Origin of the sequence: Enterobacter oligotrophicus (assembly GCF_009176645.1) — a bacterium.
In the GTDB taxonomy this organism is placed as follows: domain Bacteria; phylum Pseudomonadota; class Gammaproteobacteria; order Enterobacterales; family Enterobacteriaceae; genus Enterobacter; species Enterobacter oligotrophicus.
On sequence record NZ_AP019007.1, the window covers coordinates 1,959,174 to 1,979,639 of the forward strand.

The 20,466-nt window shown below is 54.9% G+C and carries 16 protein-coding genes; 3 read left to right on the plus strand and 13 right to left on the minus strand.

Translation table 11 applies throughout. The features are described 5' to 3' along the window. Positions 1 to 59: 59 nt before the first annotated feature. The 5 genes from EoCCA6_RS09410 to aaeX all read right to left on the minus strand — a co-directional run bounded on the left by EoCCA6_RS09410 (position 60) and on the right by aaeX (position 5,037). Positions 60 to 332, minus strand: a complete 273-nt coding sequence (locus EoCCA6_RS09410; RefSeq protein WP_152082452.1) for a barstar family protein — start codon at positions 330 to 332, stop codon at positions 60 to 62. Positions 333 to 377: 45 nt separating this feature from the next. Continuing rightward, positions 378 to 1,832, minus strand: coding sequence for an NAD-dependent succinate-semialdehyde dehydrogenase (locus EoCCA6_RS09415; protein WP_152082453.1), 1,455 nt, complete (start codon positions 1,830 to 1,832; stop codon positions 378 to 380). An 88-nt stretch (positions 1,833 to 1,920) separates the two neighbouring features. After that, entirely contained in the window at positions 1,921 to 3,888 is a 1,968-nt protein-coding gene (gene aaeB / locus EoCCA6_RS09420; protein ID WP_152082454.1) for a p-hydroxybenzoic acid efflux pump subunit AaeB, read from the minus strand. A 5-nt stretch (positions 3,889 to 3,893) separates the two neighbouring features. Continuing rightward, complete coding sequence (gene aaeA, locus EoCCA6_RS09425; RefSeq protein WP_152082455.1) at positions 3,894 to 4,826, minus strand: p-hydroxybenzoic acid efflux pump subunit AaeA; 933 nt, start codon at positions 4,824 to 4,826, stop codon at positions 3,894 to 3,896. Between the two features lie 7 nt (positions 4,827 to 4,833). Continuing rightward, positions 4,834 to 5,037 (minus strand): p-hydroxybenzoic acid efflux pump operon protein AaeX, encoded by a 204-nt coding sequence (gene aaeX, locus EoCCA6_RS09430; RefSeq protein WP_003860416.1) that lies wholly within the window; start codon positions 5,035 to 5,037, stop codon positions 4,834 to 4,836. Positions 5,038 to 5,216: 179 nt separating this feature from the next. Between aaeX and aaeR the strand changes: the two genes are divergently transcribed. Next, positions 5,217 to 6,143, plus strand: coding sequence for an HTH-type transcriptional activator AaeR (aaeR, locus tag EoCCA6_RS09435; RefSeq protein ID WP_152082456.1), 927 nt, complete (start codon positions 5,217 to 5,219; stop codon positions 6,141 to 6,143). A 220-nt stretch (positions 6,144 to 6,363) separates the two neighbouring features. Beyond that, positions 6,364 to 6,978: a YagU family protein gene (locus EoCCA6_RS09440; RefSeq protein ID WP_152082457.1), complete on the plus strand. Its 615-nt coding sequence runs from the start codon at positions 6,364 to 6,366 to the stop codon at positions 6,976 to 6,978. Between the two features lie 50 nt (positions 6,979 to 7,028). On the opposite strand, the gene tldD is transcribed toward EoCCA6_RS09440, so the two are convergent. From tldD to csrD, 8 genes are all read right to left on the minus strand, one after another. Continuing rightward, positions 7,029 to 8,474, minus strand: coding sequence for a metalloprotease TldD (tldD, locus tag EoCCA6_RS09445; protein ID WP_152082458.1), 1,446 nt, complete (start codon positions 8,472 to 8,474; stop codon positions 7,029 to 7,031). Between the two features lie 84 nt (positions 8,475 to 8,558). Then, positions 8,559 to 12,359, minus strand: a complete 3,801-nt coding sequence (gene yhdP / locus EoCCA6_RS09450; protein WP_152082459.1) for an AsmA2 domain-containing protein YhdP — start codon at positions 12,357 to 12,359, stop codon at positions 8,559 to 8,561. A 43-nt stretch (positions 12,360 to 12,402) separates the two neighbouring features. Further along, the gene (gene rng, locus EoCCA6_RS09455) at positions 12,403 to 13,872 is read right to left on the minus strand and encodes a ribonuclease G (RefSeq protein ID WP_112013115.1); all 1,470 of its coding nucleotides are present in this window, start codon (positions 13,870 to 13,872) and stop codon (positions 12,403 to 12,405) included. After that, complete coding sequence (locus EoCCA6_RS09460) at positions 13,862 to 14,455, minus strand: Maf family protein (protein ID WP_152082460.1); 594 nt, start codon at positions 14,453 to 14,455, stop codon at positions 13,862 to 13,864. The genes rng and EoCCA6_RS09460 overlap by 11 nt, the downstream gene beginning before the upstream one ends. Before the next feature lie 9 nt (positions 14,456 to 14,464). After that, a complete protein-coding gene (mreD, locus tag EoCCA6_RS09465; RefSeq protein WP_010436160.1) occupies positions 14,465 to 14,953 on the minus strand; it encodes a rod shape-determining protein MreD in 489 nt (162 codons plus the stop codon). After that, positions 14,953 to 15,957: a rod shape-determining protein MreC gene (gene mreC, locus EoCCA6_RS09470; RefSeq protein WP_152082461.1), complete on the minus strand. Its 1,005-nt coding sequence runs from the start codon at positions 15,955 to 15,957 to the stop codon at positions 14,953 to 14,955. The genes mreD and mreC overlap by 1 nt, the downstream gene beginning before the upstream one ends. A gap of 62 nt (positions 15,958 to 16,019) precedes the next feature. Next, the gene (gene mreB, locus EoCCA6_RS09475; RefSeq protein ID WP_000913396.1) at positions 16,020 to 17,063 is read right to left on the minus strand and encodes a rod shape-determining protein MreB; all 1,044 of its coding nucleotides are present in this window, start codon (positions 17,061 to 17,063) and stop codon (positions 16,020 to 16,022) included. 280 nt (positions 17,064 to 17,343) lie between these two features. Next, on the minus strand, positions 17,344 to 19,284 hold the full coding sequence (gene csrD / locus EoCCA6_RS09480) for an RNase E specificity factor CsrD (RefSeq protein ID WP_152082462.1): 1,941 nt from the start codon (positions 19,282 to 19,284) through the stop codon (positions 17,344 to 17,346). A 182-nt stretch (positions 19,285 to 19,466) separates the two neighbouring features. Here csrD and acuI point away from each other — a divergent pair, with 182 nt between their 5' ends. Beyond that, positions 19,467 to 20,441: an acrylyl-CoA reductase (NADPH) gene (gene acuI, locus EoCCA6_RS09485; RefSeq protein ID WP_152082463.1), complete on the plus strand. Its 975-nt coding sequence runs from the start codon at positions 19,467 to 19,469 to the stop codon at positions 20,439 to 20,441. Positions 20,442 to 20,466: the final 25 nt, after the last annotated feature.

Sequence of the window (20,466 nt, forward strand, 5' to 3'; positions counted from 1 at the left end):
ACCCTCGTCGTATCTCATCATACGACTTGCCCCTGGCCTCCCGGTCAGGGGCTTTTTTGTTAATGGCGCGCGTTAAAACGTAGCTGCCCTTCCAGCTCTTCTTCTGCTTCATCAAACAGCAAAATCAGCGCGCCAAAGCGTCTGCGCAGCTTATCAGGCAGATGAATAAACTCTATCTCCAGCGGTAACGGCAACTGACTACCGGTGACCACATCCCACAGCGTATCAAGATTGGTGACGCTTTCCCGCTCCAGGTCAAACGCCCGGATAAATTCGCGATAGAAGTCATCCTGACTGTCGATCTCGTCAAAATCAAAGGTATAGATTTTCATTGCCAGCCACCCAATCCCCGCGGGCGGCAGATGCCGCCCTGACTATTATAATCCCCCGATATGCAGGGTTTTGACTTCCAGAAACTCTTCCAGCCCCAGCACCGACCCTTCCCGGCCCAGCCCGGACTCTTTTACGCCGCCAAAAGGCCCCAGCTCTGTAGATACCGCACATTCGTTGATGCCAATCATACCGCTCTCAATGGCCTGCGAGACGCGGAACACGCGCGACAAATTCTGGGTATAGAAGTAGGCCGCCAGCCCGTAAGGCGTATTGTTGGCACGCATAATCACTTCATCTTCCGACGTAAACCGGAAGCAGGCCGCCACCGGGCCGAACGTCTCCTCTTCTGCCAGCTTCATCCCTTCGTGGCAGTCACCAAGCACCGTCGGCGTCCAGAAGTTGCCGCCCAACGCATGTGGTTTCCCACCCGCCAGCACGGTAGCGCCTTTCGCAACCGCATCTTCAACGTGCTCTTTCACTTTGTTAACCGCAGAAGGCTCAATCAATGGGCCAACGACAACGCCCTCCTCCAGACCGTTCCCGACCTTCAGCGCATTCACCGCGTCGGCAAGCTGGTTCACAAACTTGTCGTAAACCGTTTCCTGAATATAAAAGCGGTTTACGCTGACGCAGACCTGCCCGGCATTGCGGAACTTATTCGCGATCGCCCCTTTAACGGCGGCATCAATATCTGCGTCTTCAAAGACGATATACGGCGCGTTCCCGCCAAGCTCCATAGAGACTTTTTTCATCGTCTCTGCGGCGTTGCGTACCAGCGTTTTGCCGACGGAAGTCGAGCCGGTGAACGAAATTTTGCGCACGTCGTGGCTGGCCATAATGGCATCGCTGATTTCAGAGGTGTTTCCCGCGACCGCGTTAAGGACGCCGTCCGGCACACCCGCCTGCTTTGCCAGCGTCAGTAGCGCGAAGGCGCTGAGCGGCGTGTTATTGGCGGGTTTGATGACGCCGGTACACCCTGCCGCCAGCGCCGGGCCGAGCTTGCGGGTGAGCATTGCCATCGGGAAATTCCACGGCGTAATAGCGGCAACCACGCCAACAGGCTCGCGAGTTGCCAGAATGCGGGAGCCGGGTTTGATCGGCGGGATGATTTCACCGTTGGCGCGTTTAGCCTGCTCGGCAAACCACTGAATAAAGCTGGCGGCATACTCCACTTCACCCTCGGCCTCTTTCAGGGGCTTACCCTGTTCGGTGGTCATTAACCGCCCGAGCCAGCGCTTATTCTCAATAATCAGTTCATACCAGCGGTAGAGGATCGTTGAACGCTCTTTCGCGGTTTTGGCGCGCCATGCGGGGAAGGCTTTCGTCGCCGCGGCAATTGCCTCTTCGGTTTCTGCTTTACCCGCTTTTGCCACTTTGGCGATCACCTCGCCCGTCGCCGGGTTCAGCACATCAAAGGTGGTGTCGAGTGTTTTCCAGATGCCGTTAACCAAATATCCGTTCTGAAAAAGGATGTTGTCCTGGAGAGCCTGGGTAGTCATGTGTCCTCCCTTTCTGAATGTAAGAGCCTGCAGAAATAAGTATAGCCACAAAAAAACCGACGCTTCTGGCGTCGGTTTTTTACATTCATCAGTTATCCGTAAGGGCACTCTGATAGCGATGCAGCATCCCCACCAGCCGACCTACCGGCTCGGTCACCTGAGGCGGGGCTTCCCAGACGCGCAGCTTCTCCTGGTATATCTCCAGCTCTTCCAGCAGTTGCTGGAAGTAACGGCGTCTTTTGTCGTCACTGGACGCAGACAGCACATGGTCGGCAGTACGGCGCAACTGGCGGTGAAACGCGGACAGATCGTCGTTTATCGGCACTGGCGCATTACGCAGACGCTGATGCGCAATGATCATGGTTAACGCCAGGCGGAACTTCGCAATGTCACCAGGGAATTTATTGAGCAGTAAAAACAGCTGCTGATAGAGCGCAGGCAGATGGTTCTCTCTGCGACGCGCAGTGTTGGTGGTCATGGACGACACGGCTGCGGAGACAAACTGGTTCAGCAGCACGCGACCTGTCCGCGCCTGCGAGTTATCCCGTACCAGCAGGATCACCATCATCGCCAGGAAGCAGCCCACCAGTTGCCCTAACGCACTGTCGAGGAACTGGCTGAAGTGGAACGTCATCGGGTTATCCAGCACGATAATGTTAATGGTACTCGCCAGCGCCCCCAGCGATCCCAGACGGCGTTTTTGAACTTCGATACCAATAAAGAACGCCATGACCGCAAGGCTAATGCAGAGCAGCAACATGCTTTGCTGGGTCGACGGGATGATCACCAGGAAATAGAGCGCCCCGATGGGCAGTGCAGCAATCGTCCCGTACAGGAAGTCGATGGCGACCATGCGCGGGTTCGGCAGGCGCATCGCCAGCGAAGTGACAACGGCAATCATCACCATCGCACCACTACCGGACGTCCAGCCGGTCCACAGCCAGAACAACGTCCCAAGCATACAGGCAAGCGTGGTACGCCAGAAGTTCACCATCGCGTGGTGGCGCTCTGCCGACTCCGCTTTGATCACCACTTCCCCCTGTAGCACCTCTTCTTCTGCGGCACTGATTTTTGCATTGCCGATCACGCCGCGTTTCAGCAGCAGGTAACGTGTCGCCGCCCCAACCCAGGTGTAAATCGTTACCGGCGTGTCACGCTCCCCGGTCCACGCTATCACCCTGCGCATACGCTTAAGCTGTTTATGCACATCCTGCACCGTTTCGACGGGCTCGGCGAACAGCTCGCGGAAAGTGTCAGTGATCACTTCAGGACGGGTATTTTGAATCAGGTAGGTTTCACACGCCTGAGTAATCAGCGTTAATGCAACGGTGTTAATCGCTTTCAGTCGGCGGTTAGCACGGGACCAGCGTGAGGACTCCATATTCAGGTTGCTGCGCATCCCCTCCAGCGCCTGCGCGCGACGTACCAGCCCGCTCCAGGCTTTGTCGACCTCTTCACTGTCGCCATGCTTAATACACAGCTGCATCAGTTGATACTGCGCCACAATCAACGCGTCCAGCTCGCGATCCACTTCCTGCTTGATGGAGCGCGGAGAGAAAAGCAGGTCAGCGACGATGGCGCAGACGATACCAATCACAATCTCGCTACAGCGCTCCAGAGCAAACTGTGGAGCAAGTAGCGGATTGGTCTGGATAGTGATGACGATAATCAGCGCGGTGTAACCAGAAAGCCCCCATGCGTAGGAGTTTTCCACCTTTACCAGCGAGGAGACCCAGGTACAAAACCCTGCCCAGATACAGCACACCATAATCATCAGCAGCGGCGTGCGGATCATCAGAATGATAATGGTGAGCGCGGCGATACAGCCGATAAACGTCCCGACGATGCGCAGCATCCCGCGGTAACGAATTGCGCCGGAGTAAGGCTCACCGCCCGCCGCAAAGGCAGGGCCTGCCGCGACAATCGCCGCCGTCAGCACCGCCCAGCGGGGCGTTTCCAGCTGGAAGTGGAAACCGACAAACAGCGCCAGCACGATGGCGCACGCCAGCTTCACGGCGAAGCGGATGTGCTGGCTGGCGATGGAAAAGATACCCATAACGATTAACCAAACTCGCGCAGGCGATGGGCGATTTTACGGAAGATGGAATCCTGGCTGGCATCACGGTCTTTTTCACCGGTGATCACAACCGTCGCCGTGGTGCCCGCAGGCCACAGATTGCCCTGCTGTTCATCGAGATGGATACGCACCGGCACACGCTGCGCCAGACGGACCCACTCAAGATTGGAATCCACCGTGGCCATACCTTTGGTATCGTTGGTGCTGCTGGCGTTGGTCACGCCTGCGGCAACGCTGTCAACGGTGCCTTTAAAGACGCGATTGCTGCCAAGCGGCGTGATCTCTGCGCGGTAGCCCGGACGGACGCCTTCCAGTTTGGTCTCTTCCATATAAGCCAGGACATAGAAAGAGTTCTGCTTCACCAGCGCCACAGCGGTAGATCCACGCGTGATAAATTCTCCGGCATAAACGTTCAGGTTGGTGATCCAGCCGTCTGAAGGCGCACGAATGACGGTACGCTCCAGATCGAGCTTCGCCAGATCGCGCGTCGCTTCCGCTTTCGCCAACTGGTGCAGCACGGTTTGCAGCACGTTATTGGACTGATCAATCTCTTCACGGGACATCGCCTGGATGCCCAGTTGATTACGACGCCCTGCTTCGCGACGTTTTTCCGCGGCCAGCGCCTGGTAATAGGCTACGTCTGCGTTCGCTTCTTCTAACGCTTTCTGATAGCGGGGCTGGTCGATGGTGAACAGCACCTGATCTTTTTTCACCAGCTGGTTATCGTGAACGTTAACGGCGGTGATAAGACCAGCAACATCAGGCGCTATCGCCACCACGTCTGCGCTGAAACGCGCATCGCGGGTCCACGGTGATTCAGTGTAATAAACCCAGGCGCGGAAAATGGCAATGAACGCCAGGATAACCAGCGCCATGGTGATGGCAGTGCGGGAGATTTTTCTTGTTAGCGTTTTCACATCAACCTCAGACAAACATGCGCGATATTAAATAAAAAAGGCAGCAATACAGCGCGGTGTTAAACAATGCAGGATGCCAGACGAAATCGTAGATCCCGGTAGGGACCAGCACCTTGCGCACCAGCCAGAAGATCGCCAGTGATAAAAGAAGCTCGAAAAAGATCGGGGGGAACGACAGACCGAACACCACGATAACGGGAAACAGACTCATGTTGACCTTGATTAGAGAGAGTGCAGGCTACAGTATTTTTAAGCACGCGCCGCCGCAGGAGAGCAGGAAAAGCCGGGCGAGAGTGGCGCAGCCGTTGTGTAATTAATAATATATTAACGTAACTGTTATGCTGTTATCTATAATATGTGATCTAAATCACTTTTAAGCCAGAGTGAACAATGGAACGTTTAAAACGCATGTCGGTGTTTGCCAAAGTGGTTGAACTTGGCTCGTTTACCGCCGCCGCCAGGCAGCTGCAAATGAGCGTCTCTTCCATCAGCCAGACCGTCTCTAAACTGGAAGATGAGTTGCAGGTGAAGCTGCTGAACCGCAGCACCCGCAGCATCGGACTGACGGAAGCCGGTAAAATTTATTATCAGGGCTGTCGTCGCATGCTGCATGAAGTGCAGGATGTTCACGAGCAGCTCTACGCCTTTAATAACACGCCTATCGGCACGCTGCGCATTGGGTGTTCTTCAACTATGGCACAAAATGTTCTCGCTGCCATGACGGCGGAAATGCTGAAAGAGTATCCCGGATTAACCGTGAATCTGGTGACGGGCATTCCAGCCCCGGACCTGATTGCCGACGGTCTGGACGTGGTGATCCGCGTTGGTGCGCTGCAGGACTCCAGCCTCTTCTCCCGTCGGCTGGGCAGCATGCCGATGGTGGTTTGCGCCTCGAAAAACTATCTGGCTCAGTACGGGGTCCCGGAGAAGCCCGCCGATTTAAGTAATCATTCATGGCTGGAATACAGCGTTCGCCCGGATAATGAATTTGAGCTGATTGCCCCGGAAGGGCTTTCCACCAAACTGCTGCCGGAGGGCCGGTTTGTCACCAATGACCCGATGACTATCTCCCGCTGGCTGGTTGCCGGGGCGGGAATTGCCTACGTACCGTTGATGTGGGTAATCAAAGAGATCAACAGCGGCGAGCTGGAGATCCTGTTCCCGCGCTACCAGTCCGACCCACGCCCGGTCTACGCGTTATATACCGAGAAAGATAAGTTGCCGCTTAAAGTGCAAGTCTGCATTAACTACCTCACCGAGTATTTTGTGGAAGTCGCAGAGCTGTTTCAGGGTATGCGGGGAAGAAGGAAGGAGTAATTAATTAAAGACTGAAATTATATTTGGCATGAATATTTCCTGAGTTTCATAAGCAGGAATTCAGGAATATCCCCTCCCTGCTATCAAGAATAGTTAATTGACACTCTTGCCACTCGCCATTTATCTTGTAAGTCGTCTGAAACTCAGGCTGTTATTTTATTGTTACACACAAGAATAATAACAAATATTTATCAGGAACATTTTAAACAAGGACCAGAAAATGAATTTCTTTGAACAAACACCGCCTTCACGCAGGCGCTACGGACTCGCGGTATTCATTGGTTTGATTGCAGGGATTGTCTCTGCGTTTGTAAAATGGGGCGCAGAGGTTCCACTTCCTCCACGCAGCCCGACCGATTTATTCAACGGGGCGTGCGGGCCAGAACAATTAATTAGAGCGGCAACTCAAATCGATTGCTCACGCAACTTTTTAAATCCGCCGTATGTATTTCTGCGCGACTGGTTAGGTGTGGTCGATCCTAACGCCGCAGTTTATACATTTGCCGGGCATATATTTAACTGGGTAGGCGTCACGCATATCATCTTCTCCATTGTATTTGCCGTAGGATATTGCATCGTCGCTGAAGTTTTCCCGAAAATTAAACTCTGGCAAGGTTTGCTCGCCGGTGCTTTAGCCCAGCTTTTTGTCCATATGATTTCATTCCCCCTGATGGGCCTTACACCACCCCTTTTTGAACTGCCGTGGTACGAACACGTCTCTGAGATCGTGGGCCATCTGGTCTGGTTCTGGTCGATCGAAATTATTCGTCGTGATTTGCGTAATCGCATAACTCACGAACCCGATCCGGAAATCCCGCTGGGTAACTTACGTTAAAAAAAATGGCGCTACTCGAGAGTAGCGCCATTTTTTCATGACTGTTCAGGTCAGGCCGTTCCGCCCACCGTTAAACTGTCCACTTTCAGCGTTGGCTGGCCGACGCCAACCGGCAGGCTCTGGCCCTCTTTGCCGCAGACACCCACGCCGTTATCCAGCTTGAGATCGTTACCGACCATGGAGATCTGCTGCATGGCTTCAATACCGGAGCCAATCAGCGTCGCGCCTTTCACCGCTTTGGTCACTTTGCCCTTCTCAATCAGGTAGGCTTCTGAAGTCGAGAAGACAAACTTACCGGAGGTGATGTCCACCTGGCCGCCGCCAAAGTTTGGCGCGAAGATCCCGTAATCAACGGATTCGATGATCTCCTGTGGTGTGGATTGACCCGGCAGCATGTAGGTGTTGGTCATGCGCGGCATCGGCAGGTGCGCGTAGGATTCACGACGACCGTTACCCGTTGGCGCAACGCCCATCAGACGCGCGTTGAGCTTGTCCTGCATGTAGCCTTTCAGCACGCCGTTTTCGATCAATACGTTGTACTGGCCTGGCGTACCTTCATCATCGATAGAAATTGAGCCACGACGATCTTGCATCGTGCCGTCGTCCACCACGGTACACAGTTCAGAGGAGACAAGTTGTCCCATCTGGCCGCTAAATACAGACGTACCGCGACGATTAAAGTCCCCTTCCAGACCATGTCCCACCGCTTCGTGCAGCAGCACACCCGGCCAGCCTGCGCCGAGTACCACCGGTAACGTCCCCGCCGGAGCCGCAACCGCAGAGAGATTCACCAGTGCCATACGCACCGCTTCTTTCGCCCATGCGTCAGCACGTGCTTCACCGTCAACATCACCGAGGAACCAGTCATAACCAAAACGACCACCGCCGCCGCTGGAGCCGCGCTCGCGCTTGCCGTCATCTTCTACCTGCACGCTGACAGAAAGACGCACCAGCGGACGCACATCAGCGGCCAGCGTCCCGTCAGTCGCCGCCACCAGAATCAGTTCATAGACACCGCTCAGGCTGGCAGAGACTTCCTGCACGCGTTTGTCTGCGGCGCGCGCCACGTTGTCCACGCGACGCAGGATATCCAGCTTCTCTTCACGGCTCATGCTCTGCAGCGGATCGATGCTGGTATAAAGCGCAGAATGCTGAACTTCACCGAGCGTTTTCACGCGACCATCACCGGTTTCACGCACGATGGTGCGCGCAGCCTGCGCACTCTGCTCCAGCGCGGCCAGGCTTATCTGGTCTGCATAGGCAAAACCGGTTTTCTCACCGCTGACGGCACGCACACCGACGCCCTGGTCGATGTTGTAAGAGCCATCTTTGATGATGCTGTCTTCCAGAACCCAGGATTCGTGATAGCTCGACTGGAAATAGAGATCGCCGTAGTCGAGACGGCGTTCGGTCAGTTGACCAAGAATGGAGAACAGGTCCTGATGGCTCAGGCCGTTCGCTGCGAGCAAATGTTCACTTACCAGGTTCAGACTCATCGTATTGCTACTCGTTCGTTGCCGCTTGTGGCGGTAAAAAGATCATATTTATTGAGAGTGAGGCAATTACCTGCCTACGTCAAATCATTGCTGTGCATCTTTGCGCGGCTGGCGCAGCACTTCATTAATCTGCGGCTTATCAACCGGACCCGTGATCCGGTAACGCAAAATAGAAACCTTGCTCCACAGTGGTCCCAGTACCTTACTGGCGGCAAATACCGCGGCTCCGACAATCGGGTTCACCACAAAGGCCGCGGCGACACCGACAGTCGCGGAGATTTCAGGTGCCACGACGGCTTCCATATCCAGCTCCCGACGCACAAGGTTCACCGACCCTTTCATCGCGATATCCGCTTCGAGGCCGTCCACCAGCGTATCGTCAGTATGCAGCACGCCGTCTTTGATCCACGCCGTACTGCGGATGGAATCGTAATAGAAACCTTCGCTAAAGGTATCACTGAAGTCAAAACGCAGCTTGCGCAGCAGCGCATCGAAGCTCAGCAGACGCAATATCTGACCAGCATGGCCGGTACTGACATCTGCAATTTCACCCTTGCCGAAGTGGGTTTTCAGGATGCCGTTCAGCGAGGCTTCGTCTGGCTTCCATGGCGCTGCGCGCCAGTGCAGATCGTAGTTCACATTGAACGACGATCCACGTAACGGCGTGCTGATGCCAAAGAAGTTCGCCGCCGCATCCAGCTTGTTACCCTTAATGTCGCCTTTCAGTGACGTTCGCTCTTCGCCGGGGTTATTCACCCACTCGCCATTGGCCGTCAGGCGACCAAAACCGGTATCAACCAGACCACCAGCGAGACTCAGGGTATTACCCTTAATAGTGAAATCGCCATCGATACGGCCATATTTTTGCCCCCACAACCAGCATTCAGCACAGCGCAACTGGAGATCGGGCCAGCCGCTGAAATCCACGCGAGAGACATTGCTGAACGGCGACGCGCTTGTCGGCCGATCGTTGGCCGCCGCAGTTGCAGGGTTGTAGTAGAGATAACGGATCGCCGCCAGCCACGGCGCGTTGTCGCGCAGAGTCAGCGTACCGTTAATTTCTCTGCCCCGAGCCTCCACTTTCGAACCGTTGATTGTTGGCTGCGAAACGATGCTCAGGTTATTCCATTGTTGTCCACCCAGCGTCAGCGAAGGCGTACGCACCGTGATGGTTTGCGGGAACTGGGCAGCGTCATCGACGTTTTGTCCCACGCCTTTCTGGAACAGCGCCAACCATTCTGCACCATCCATCGGCGGCAGATTCAGCTCAATGCCTGCCTGCTCAGGTAGCGGCGGTGTCGTGCGGCTGTCCGTGGTCCAGATAGCTCTGTCGAGCGTCAGCTTCCGGTTCAATAGCCAGCGGCTGTTAAAATGGTTTGTCCCGCCTGCGCTACCGGTTAACTCAAAGCTGTTCATGCCGCCATCGACGTTAATTTTCATCGGTAACGGCTGCCCGGCTTTCTTATCCAGCGGCGCAGGCAACCGGCTGCTGATATTTTTCAGATCGCCACTGATATCAACGGCATAACGCGCACTGGCATGATAAGGCAGCTCGATTGCCACTTTGCCATTCCAGGCAACCGCACCGTCGATGGACTCCTCAATTGGCTTCGGCAATACATTCATCTTCGCTGGCTGCCAGCTGGCATCCATATTGACCGCCACCTGATAGGCTTTGTCACCCTCTGTCGTCGAGAAGTCGATATTGATCGGCTGGTTAAACCAGGTGGCCTTGAGCGGCTCACTTTTCAGATTACCGTTCACAAAGCTGAACTGCCCACTCAGGTTTTTCAGCGTGCTCTCCAGCGGCTTAATGTAGAGACTGTTATTACTGAGGTGAACATCGCCTTTGGCGGTAGTCATCTCCCCGTCCAGCGGGATATCAAGATGTAAGCGAGCATTCACATCGCCATCAAGCTGGAGCTGCTCAAGCGTTGCCGCCAGGGAGTCTTTCAGCGGCGTCTCTTCAAAGTACGGACCGACCGCTTTACCAGGGCCGTGAATATCCGCATCAATGAGCAACTTCTCTTTGGAATAATCAGGGATGTTTGCCGTCAGGTTACTTGCCGTTACGCCACCCAGCGCAACGCTGTCTGACTTCATCCATAATCCGTCATTGAGAAAGTTGAGTTCGATATCCAGGTTCTTCAGCGCAGGCCAGCCGGGCTGGAAGGCATAAGTCGCGTTGTGCAAAGGCACCAGCACCTGGAACTGGCCTTCATTATGCTTGTAAGGGAACAGGTGCGGGTTACCACCGTAGACCAGCGTGGCGTTATCCGCCTGGCCGCCCTGAATCGCGCCGCTCAGATAGTCCACCAGCGCTTTGCCCATCAGATTTTCCGGGAAGTAGCGCCAGGCCTGCGAGCCGTCATCGGTACTGATCCCCGCGAGAATACCCAGCCACGGATCGTCTCCCACAGGCTGTAAATAACGGAAATCCCCGCGCGCATGTACTGCTTTGGCTTTTACATCAATATGGCGGCCATCAAGCTGAAAACCTTTATCGTTTCTCAGCCAGTTAAGCGTGGCGTTACCTTTTTCAATTTCCAGCGGCGCGCGAAAGACCGTTTCGTAGGGCATTTTGGCGTCATGCATTTCTGCCGTCAGCCTGCCGTTTTCAACGCTTCCTTCCAGCTTGCCGCTAAAGTGCTCGGCCCCCGGCAGCAGCTTCCACTGTTTCCAGGCGAGATTGTTCCAGGAAGCCAGAAAGCGCGTTTTTTCTGTCGCCTGTAGCGGGATGTCCAGCGCAAGCCGGTCTATCTGCCCACTCGGTTGGGTCGCCAGCCAGATTTCGCCCAGCTCCGGCGAGAGTTTTGCGGCCATTGAGCGCAGCCCTTCAACTGCCGCCAGATCCAGATTGCTGGCGCGGATGCGCAGTTCATCGCTACGTTTATTGCTTACGCCGCCGACGTCCTGCTCTGGTATCCAGGCCAGCGTCAGCGCACCACGTGGCCAGGGTTTACTGTCCATGGTGATACGCGTATCCGGGATAGCAAACTGCCAACCCTTTTGCTCTTTTGTGACGTGCGCAGTGAGGTTATCAACGGAAAGCTGGTGCTGGTTATTTTCCCCTTTCCAGCTCGCGCCGCCCTGTTTGAGCCAGATATCACCGCTGGCAAATTCCCCGTTTGTCAGGGTCATCCAGCCTTCCAGGCTGAAACGGGCAGTTTCCAGCTGCATATTTTGCTGCAACCAGTCTCCCAGCCACGGCTTCACATCCACATCATCGGCCTGCAGCCATACTTTACCGTTATTCAGCAGGCCATTGTCGTCGCGCAGATCCATACGCACCTGCATTACGCCATGCTGCCCGTTCAGGCTGGAGAGATTGACCTGTCCTTCAGCGCGATGGCGCTCTTTACCGTTCAGCCAGGTCAGCTGTGGGATCGCCAGTTCGGCGCGCTGGCCGGAGAGCGTAATAAAGCTCACTTCGCTGTCGCGCAGATCGAAATGATCGAACTGACGCAGGAAGAGATCGCTGATGCGGTTGGTTTCAAGCCCCCGACCGCTGTCACCGCTGCGCAGCGGGGTATTAGTCAAAAACTTGAGTTGATAAAAGGTGAGGTCGCGAAATTGCCAGCGCAGATGCAGCAGGCTTTGCCAGACATCCAGCGCCAGGGTGACGCGTTTGATTTTAAGATAGCCGCCATCTTTCAGGCTGGCATTGATATCGCGTGCATCAAGCGTCGGGCCAAAATTCTGCCAGCTCGCGCTGATCTGGCTCACGTCCACCGGTACACCGGTGGCGGATTCGATTTTTGCCAGTACCTGCGGACGCCAGCTGTCCAGGTGAGGTAATACGAGACGCAACCCGCTCACGAGCAACGCGACAATCACGACCAGCGTTGCCCCTGTAAGCAGTAAAATCCCCGGCAATCGCCTCACGCGTCTCTCCTTGTCAGCCTTTATTCTTGCAGCGCACCGCGCCTTACATCATGACGACGTCAAATTGCTCCTGGTTGTAGAGCGGCTCAATTTGTACTTTTACCTGTTTGCCGACAAAGATTTCCACCTCCGCCAGCGCATGCGACTCTTCACCTTTCAGCGCCTCTGCCACCGCAGGGGAAGCATAGACCAGAAAACGGTCTGAGTCGTAGGCATGGTGGACACGGACGATTTCACGCATGATTTCGTAGCAGACTGTCTCTACCGTCTTTACCGTACCGCGTCCATGGCAAGTAGGACACTCGTTACACAGAACATGTTCCACGCTTTCGCGGGTCCGTTTCCGGGTCATTTCCACCAGACCCAGCTGTGAGAAGCCGTTGATACTGGTTTTCACACGATCTTTACTCAGCGCCTGCTCCAGCGAGTGCAGCACGCGGCGGCGGTGATCTTCATTATTCATATCGATAAAGTCGATGATGATAATGCCGCCCAGATTGCGCAGACGAAGCTGACGCGCAATCGCCTGCGTCGCTTCGATGTTGGTGTTAAAGATGGTGTCATCCAGGTTGCGATGGCCGACAAACGCCCCTGTGTTGATGTCCACGGTGGTCATCGCTTCGGTCTGATCGATGATCAGATAGCCACCAGACTTCAGCTCAACCTTGCGCTCCAGCGCGCGCTGGATCTCGTTTTCGACATCATAGAGATCGAAAATCGGCTGACGGCCAGAGTAGTGCTCAAGCAAACCGGGCATTTCAGGAATGTACTCGGCGGTAAATTCCAGCAGCGCTTCATACGTCAGGCGGGAGTCAACGCGAATGCGGTCAAGCTGCGCATCGGCAAAATCACGCAGTACGCGCTGAGCCAGTGCCAGCTCACCGTACAGCTGATAGCGGGTCTGGTTGCGTTTTTTACGCTCCATCACTTTGGTCCAGACGCGCTTCAGGTAGGCGGCATCGGACGCAAGATCCTCTTCGCTGATCCCTTCTGCGGCGGTACGAATGATAAATCCGCCCTGTTCATCGCAGTAGGCACTCACCACCTTTTTCAGGCGCTCGCGCTCGCTTTCGCTCTCAATGCGCTGCGAGACGCCCACGTGTGACGCCCCCGGCATAAAGACCAGATAACGGGAAGGTAGCGTAATGTCGGTCGTCAGACGAGCCCCTTTGGTGCCCAGCGGGTCTTTGACCACCTGCACCATCAGATCCTGGCCCTGACGCACCAGCTCAGAGATATCGCGAACGGCGAACTGCTTTTGCTCCTCACCTGCCACGCACTCGGTGTGCGGCATGATGTCAGAGGCATGCAAAAATGCCGCCTTATCGAGCCCAATATCTACAAAAGCCGCCTGCATACCCGGTAGTACACGACTGACACGACCTTTGTAGATATTGCCTACGATTCCGCGCCGCGCTTCACGCTCAATATGAATTTCCTGAAGAATGCCACCATCAATGTAGGCCACACGGGTTTCCGAGGGCGTTACGTTTACCAACAATTCAGCCGTCATAATTATCCCTTCCCTCACGCAGTGAGTTAAAATTACTCAGCAACTCATACGTTTCCACCAGCGGTAAGCCGACCACGGCGTGATAGCTGCCATTAATCTTCCTGACAAAACAGCCACCCAACCCTTGAATACCGTATGCACCTGCTTTATCCATCGGTTCACCGCTGGCAATATACGCGGCGATCTCGTCGTTAGTCAGCACTCTGAACGTGACGTCCGTAACGACCAGGCAATCCAGCACGTTCTGGCTATCCGCCAGCGCCACCGCCGTCATTACCTGATGCGTTTGGCCGGACATTTTACGCAGCATGTTCGCCGCATGTTCCGCGTCACGCGGTTTCTCAAGCACTTCACCGTTGAGAATTACGATGGTATCAGCCCCCAGTACCGGTAAGTCGCGCGGCACCTGTGCCACACCGGCCTGCGCTTTCTCACGCGCCAGACGGGAAACGTACTGCCGGGCACTTTCACCCTCAGCGCGTTTTTCTTCGATACCCGTAACGATGCGTTCGAAGGAGACACCCAACTGCGTGAGCAACTCCTGACGACGCGGTGAACCGGAGGCAAGATATACAGACGTCATAGAAACCTTTTATTGCACAGCAAACTGCTGGCGAATTTTACGCATCAGCAGGAACAGCCATGGCCAGAGCACACCGTTTACTACACTACTCCAGAACACTTCCGGTCGGAAAGAGACGTTGATCACTAAAAACTCTGCCCAGAAAACAACGATATCCGCAGCAAGCGACAACAACATCACCACCAGCGCCTGTTGCCAGAGCGCGAGGTTACGAAAGAGCTGGAATTTAAGTGCGACGAGATACGCAATAATGCTCATGGATAACGCGCGTACGCCAAGCGTAGAGCCACTAATGAGATCCAGTATGGCACCCATCACAAAACCTGTGCCGACATTTACCCGGTGCGGCAGGGCAAGTATCCAGTAAAGCAAAATGAGTAATACCCAGTTTGGCCGGAAAACGAGGATGTCGTCCGGCCAGGGCATGATTTGCAGCAACAGTGCAATGAGAAACGAGAGCCAGATAACCCAGCGTCCCTGGCTGCGATAACTTGCCACTACTGCCCTCCCGAAGAGAGTTGCGGCGGTGGCGGTGCATCCGTTATGCCCGTAGCAGGGGCCGGTACGGGCGCAGGTGGCCCCATCGCATCCGGCGGCGGGAGAACCTGCGGCATCATCTGCATCAGACGTTCATTCGCCACGCGATGCACCTCTTCCGGCGTCATCGGGTTTGAACCGTTACGATCGGCACCCCACAGCAGCAGCAGGTAGCGCAGACGCTGTAAACCCGCCGTTGGACGCGCCTGAATGACAGTATAAGCACGCTGAGTATCAAGTTTCACAGAAGAGACGACCGCAACCGGATAGCCTTCAGGGAAGCGTCCACCCAGACCAGAGGTTACCAATACATCACCCACACGGATGTCCGTGTTGGCGGGCAGGTGTTCGAGCTGGAGATCGTCCGTACAGCCGTTACCGGCCGCAATGACGCGAATATCGTTACGAAGGACCTGAATCGGCAGCGCATGGGTAGCATCACAAATCAGCAGTACGCGGCTGGTCAGCTTAGCAACCGCCACCACCTGGCCCACAACGCCTTTATCACTGATAACAGGCTGACCTTCATACACGCCGTTGACGCTGCCTTTGTCGATCACCACCTGATCGCTGTACGGATCGTTCACGGTGGAGATCACCTGGGTGACCATTTTCTGTTCATCCTGGCGCAGCGGCGAGCCAAGCAGTTCACGCAGACGCGCGTTTTCCTGCTTGTATTGTCCCAGCATCAGCAGTTCGCTGTTTTTCAGCAGCAGTTCCTGACGTAACGCGCGGTTTTCGAGTTCGAGCTGGTCGCGTGAGGACAAAGTTTGTGAAACGGAGTCGAGCAGTTCACGGGGACCATTTGATATAAAGTAGAAAGGACTGACGGCGGTATCCATGTACGTTCTGATCTGGCTGAACGTACCGAGGCGGCTATCGGCAATAATGACCCCAAGCGCAACCAGCACCGCCAGGATAAGGCGAAACTGTAGCGACGGGCCACGGCTAAAAATTGGCTTCATAGGCTATGCGTATTCTCGCGTCAGAGAGAAAGGGTAGCAAATTGCTACCCTTTCACACCCGACTACTCTTCGCTAAACAAGTCGCCGCCGTGCATGTCGATCATTTCCAGCGCCTTGCCACCACCACGGGCGACGCAAGTCAGTGGATCTTCTGCAACTACGACAGGAATACCTGTCTCTTCCATTAACAGGCGGTCGAGGTTACGCAGCAGCGCACCACCACCGGTCAGAACCATACCGCGCTCGGAGATATCGGATGCCAGTTCTGGTGGGCACTGCTCCAGCGCTACCATTACCGCGCTCACGATACCGGTCAGCGGCTCTTGCAGCGCTTCCAGAATTTCGTTGGAGTTCAGGGTAAAGCCGCGTGGAACACCTTCAGCCAGGTTACGGCCACGCACTTCGATTTCACGTACTTCGTCGCCTGGGTAAGCAGAACCGATTTCGTGCTTGATACGCTCTGCTGTCGCTTCACCGATCAGAGAACCGTAGTTACGACGAACGTAGTTAATGATGGCTTCGTCGAAACGGTCACCACCAATACGCACGGACGAGGAGTACACCACGCCGTTCAGGGAGATAACGGCCACTTCAGTAGTACCGCCACCGATATCCACCACCATCGAACCGGTCGCTTCAGACACAGGCAGACCCGCACCGATTGCCGCCGCCATTGGCTCTTCAATCAGGAACACTTCACGAGCACCTGCACCCTGCGCGGATTCACGGATCGCGCGACGTTCAACCTGGGTTGCGCCAACCGGCACACACACCAGAACGCGCGGGCTTGGACGCATGAAGCTGTTGCTGTGAACCTGCTTGATGAAGTGCTGAAGCATTTTTTCAGTCACGAAGAAGTCAGCAATAACGCCGTCTTTCATTGGGCGGATCGCGGCGATGTTGCCTGGGGTACGGCCCAGCATCTGCTTCGCGTCATGACCTACTGCGGCCACGCTTTTCGGCGAGCCAGCACGATCCTGACGAATGGCCACAACGGAAGGCTCATTCAATACGATGCCTTGTCCTTTTACATAGATAAGGGTATTCGCGGTACCCAGGTCAATGGACAGGTCATTGGAAAACATGCCACGAAATTTTTTCAACATACTAAGGGATAATCCTGAAAGCTGGGGCGGAAAACAAAATCCGCTTACTTTACCAACCACACGCAGCAGCGACAAGGCGCAAAAATCGTCTGCGACGGTGAAAATTAGTGCAGTACGTTTCCTTTGTTACAAATTCATCCCCTGAATCCCTCAGGGCTGAGTAAACAGTAGCGTCCTCACTTTCATTTGTAACCCGTTAAAGGTCGTTCACTGGCTTTTTGCTCGTCATACTCAAAGCTACAGGCGCGATATTCTACGTGAAAACAAATTAAACGGCAGGTCAAACAGAGTATCTTTGCAAATATTTTTTCACATTGGTGTCAAGCGGCTGAGAGGCAGCAAAAAAATCCCCCTGACCACCCGTCACACCACGCTCTGTCAACATCTGCCATTCGCCTCTGGCGCGCACGCCTGTGGCAAATACTTGCGTTTGCGTTCCCATACACGCTTCAACCAGGCTCTGGACCAGCAGCTGGTTTTCCGTGCGTTTTTCAATATTCCTTACCAGCCCTGGATGCAACTTCAGTAATTCCACATCCAGCTCCTTGATCCAACTGGTGCTCACCAGCGTCAGCCCCGCCTGCGTTACCGCCACACGAGCCCCGAGCGCATTGATTAAACGCACCACCGGACGTAACCGGCTGATGTGTTGACCAACATCTGCCTCTGCAAGTTCAAAAATAATGCGTTTGCGTTGCGATTTTTCGCATTGCATTAAAATATCACGTAACCAGCGCTGAAAACGCGGGCGAATCAATGACTCAACGGTCACCTGTAACGCCAGTTTTTCTTCCGGCCAGAACGATAAGAATGGGATCAGCCGGGTAATTTGCTGGCGGTCATACTCTTCTGAAAGCCCAAATTGCAGCACCATCGGCAGATATTCTGCAGAAATAACCTCTTCCGTACCGTCAAAAATACGACACAGCAGTTCCCGATGATGGACATGTCCATTTTTCATGACCGCGGGTTTTTGGTAAATACGCGGCCCGCCGCGACTCAGCATTTGCTCAATCAACGTTCGCCAGCGCACGTTACCGCGCCCTTTTTCCGGCAGCGAATCATCGTAAACCGCCCAGCCATTTGCTCCCTGCAGCACGGCATTTCGGGTCGCGGCTTCGGCATGCTCCATCACCTGCTCTGTCGACTGCCCGCCGCGCCAGGCACAGATCCCCATATGCACCATGTCGTCCCTGTCGAGCATTTTGCTTTGTGGCAATGCATCGACGGCTTTCAGCAACTGGCTGGCAATACTTTCGGACTCTTTCAGAGTGCGATGGGGAAGCAACACGGCGTAGTCGCTGCGGTGATAACGCGCCAGCAGTGAGCCGGGATAGCGCATAATAAAGGTCGACAGCAGGTTGATTAGCGTAAAGAGATTCTCTTCCGCAACGCGTCGCCCCCAGGTGTCGCGCAGAAGGTCAAAATCAGGCAGGCGAATCATCATCACCACACCATGGGTGCCGACCTTCTCAGAGTCATCCAGCAATGTCGCCAGTTGATTATCAAAGAAGAGACGGTTGTTCAGCCCCGTTTTGTTATCCTGCGCGGCGTAGGAACGGATCAGCGTGTCCATACGGCTACGCTGATCGCTGGCAAACTGAATTTCCGAGAGCAACACATCCAGCGCGCTGCTGGTGCGTGATGGCCATTCATATACCGAACCGCGCACCTGCGGGCCACGTTCACCGTTCAGTATCCGCACTGAACGGGTTTCCAGAAGTTCCTGGCCGGAGAGCTGGCGACGCAGCCAACGTACCGCGAGGAAAATCAGCAGCACAATAAAGGCGACGGAGAGGGTCAGCGGTGCGGTGGTCAACAACGAGTGGAAGTAATTGGCCATCGGGTCCAGGTAGACGATGCGAACAGCCATGCCTGGATGTTTAAGCGAATGGATCGTCACTTCCTTGTACTGATTGACCGTCCCGGCCGGGCGATAGCTCCCCTGACGGGTATGGCTAAAAACGGTGCTTTTTCCCTGATGAATGTCGATGCGGACAATATCCACTGGCACCATCAGCTCATCAAGCTCACGTGACAGCACCGGGAATGAGGTAGTAATCAGGCGAGTATCGATGACCGATGCAACAGACTCTACCCGATTGACCAGCTTATCCTGAATGGCGTTATAGAAGCTCAGGGAGCAGCCCACCAGGGTCACAAAGATAGTCAGCCCCGTCAGCAAGGTGATGAAAGCTGAGAATTTCGTCGTTAATCGCATCCTTGAGATTACTCCGTGGGTTGATGGGGTAGCAAGTAAGCGCTAACTTGCATTTCAGATGCGGCATACTACCAAACCTGGTGTATCTGGCAATTTATTGCGTTAAATCGGCATCGCGTTTCATTGAGCGAGTATAGTCTTCAGAAATTATTTTCCAATCATCTGAGCAGTGAGGACCCGATATGCAGGCTTTGATCTTAGAACAGCAGGACGGCAAAACGCTTGCCTCGGTGCAAGCCATTGAGGAGAGCCGACTGCCTGAAGGCGACGTTACGGTCGACATTGACTGGTCCAGCCTTAACTATAAGGATGCACTGGCCATTACGGGCAAAGGTAAAATCATCCGAAATTTCCCCATGGTGCCGGGAATCGACTTCGCGGGTCGCGTACATACGAGCGAAGATCCCCGTTTCCACGCGGGGCAACAGGTGCTGCTTACGGGCTGGGGCGTGGGTGAGAATCACTGGGGCGGTCTGGCCTCTCAGGCGCGCGTGAAAGGCGACTGGCTGGTGCCGATGCCGAAGGGTCTGGATGGCCGTAAAGCAATGATCATCGGTACTGCAGGCTTTACCGCCATGCTGTGCGTGATGGCACTGGAAGATGCCGGTATTCGTCCTGAGTCAGGTGAGATTGTCGTGACCGGTGCCAGCGGTGGCGTCGGCAGCACGGCAGTGACGCTGCTGCATAAGCTGGGTTATCAGGTTGCTGCCGTTTCTGGCCGCGAAAGTACACATGACTATCTGCGCCAACTCGGTGCAAGCCGAATTCTGAGCCGTGACGAGTTTGCCGAAACCCGTCCACTGGAGAAACAGGTCTGGGCTGGCGCGGTAGATACCGTGGGTGACAAAGTGCTGGCGAAGGTGCTGGCGCAGATGAATTACGGCGGCTGTGTGGCAGCCTGCGGTCTGGCGGGAGGATTCGCCCTGCCAACCACGGTGATGCCATTTATTCTGCGTAACGTGCGCCTGCAAGGGGTGGATTCTGTTATGACGCCAGCAGCCCGTCGTGCAGAGGCCTGGGAGCGCCTGGTACGCGATCTTCCAGCGTCGTTCTATGACCAGAGCGCAACCGAGATTACCCTGAGCCAGGCACCGGAATATGCCAGCAAGATCATGGACAATCAGTTCCAGGGCCGCGCGCTGGTGAAAATCGCCTAAACTTCAAATTTTCGTGACATATTCG

What these genes read in the sequence shown, in the direction of transcription:
- mreC (WP_152082461.1), bottom strand. Translation starts at nt 15,957, where the DNA reads ATGAAGCCAATTTTTAGCCGTGGCCCGTCGCTACAGTTTCGCCTTATC.
- acuI (WP_152082463.1), top strand. Translation starts at nt 19,467, where the DNA reads ATGCAGGCTTTGATCTTAGAACAGCAGGACGGCAAAACGCTTGCCTCG.
- EoCCA6_RS09415 (WP_152082453.1), bottom strand. Translation starts at nt 1,832, where the DNA reads ATGACTACCCAGGCTCTCCAGGACAACATCCTTTTTCAGAACGGATAT.
- mreB (WP_000913396.1), bottom strand. Translation starts at nt 17,063, where the DNA reads ATGTTGAAAAAATTTCGTGGCATGTTTTCCAATGACCTGTCCATTGAC.
- EoCCA6_RS09410 (WP_152082452.1), bottom strand. Translation starts at nt 332, where the DNA reads ATGAAAATCTATACCTTTGATTTTGACGAGATCGACAGTCAGGATGAC.
- aaeX (WP_003860416.1), bottom strand. Translation starts at nt 5,037, where the DNA reads ATGAGTCTGTTTCCCGTTATCGTGGTGTTCGGTCTGTCGTTCCCCCCG.
- rng (WP_112013115.1), bottom strand. Translation starts at nt 13,872, where the DNA reads ATGACGGCTGAATTGTTGGTAAACGTAACGCCCTCGGAAACCCGTGTG.
- aaeR (WP_152082456.1), top strand. Translation starts at nt 5,217, where the DNA reads ATGGAACGTTTAAAACGCATGTCGGTGTTTGCCAAAGTGGTTGAACTT.
- aaeB (WP_152082454.1), bottom strand. Translation starts at nt 3,888, where the DNA reads ATGGGTATCTTTTCCATCGCCAGCCAGCACATCCGCTTCGCCGTGAAG.
- csrD (WP_152082462.1), bottom strand. Translation starts at nt 19,284, where the DNA reads ATGCGATTAACGACGAAATTCTCAGCTTTCATCACCTTGCTGACGGGG.
- EoCCA6_RS09460 (WP_152082460.1), bottom strand. Translation starts at nt 14,455, where the DNA reads ATGACGTCTGTATATCTTGCCTCCGGTTCACCGCGTCGTCAGGAGTTG.
- tldD (WP_152082458.1), bottom strand. Translation starts at nt 8,474, where the DNA reads ATGAGTCTGAACCTGGTAAGTGAACATTTGCTCGCAGCGAACGGCCTG.
- EoCCA6_RS09440 (WP_152082457.1), top strand. Translation starts at nt 6,364, where the DNA reads ATGAATTTCTTTGAACAAACACCGCCTTCACGCAGGCGCTACGGACTC.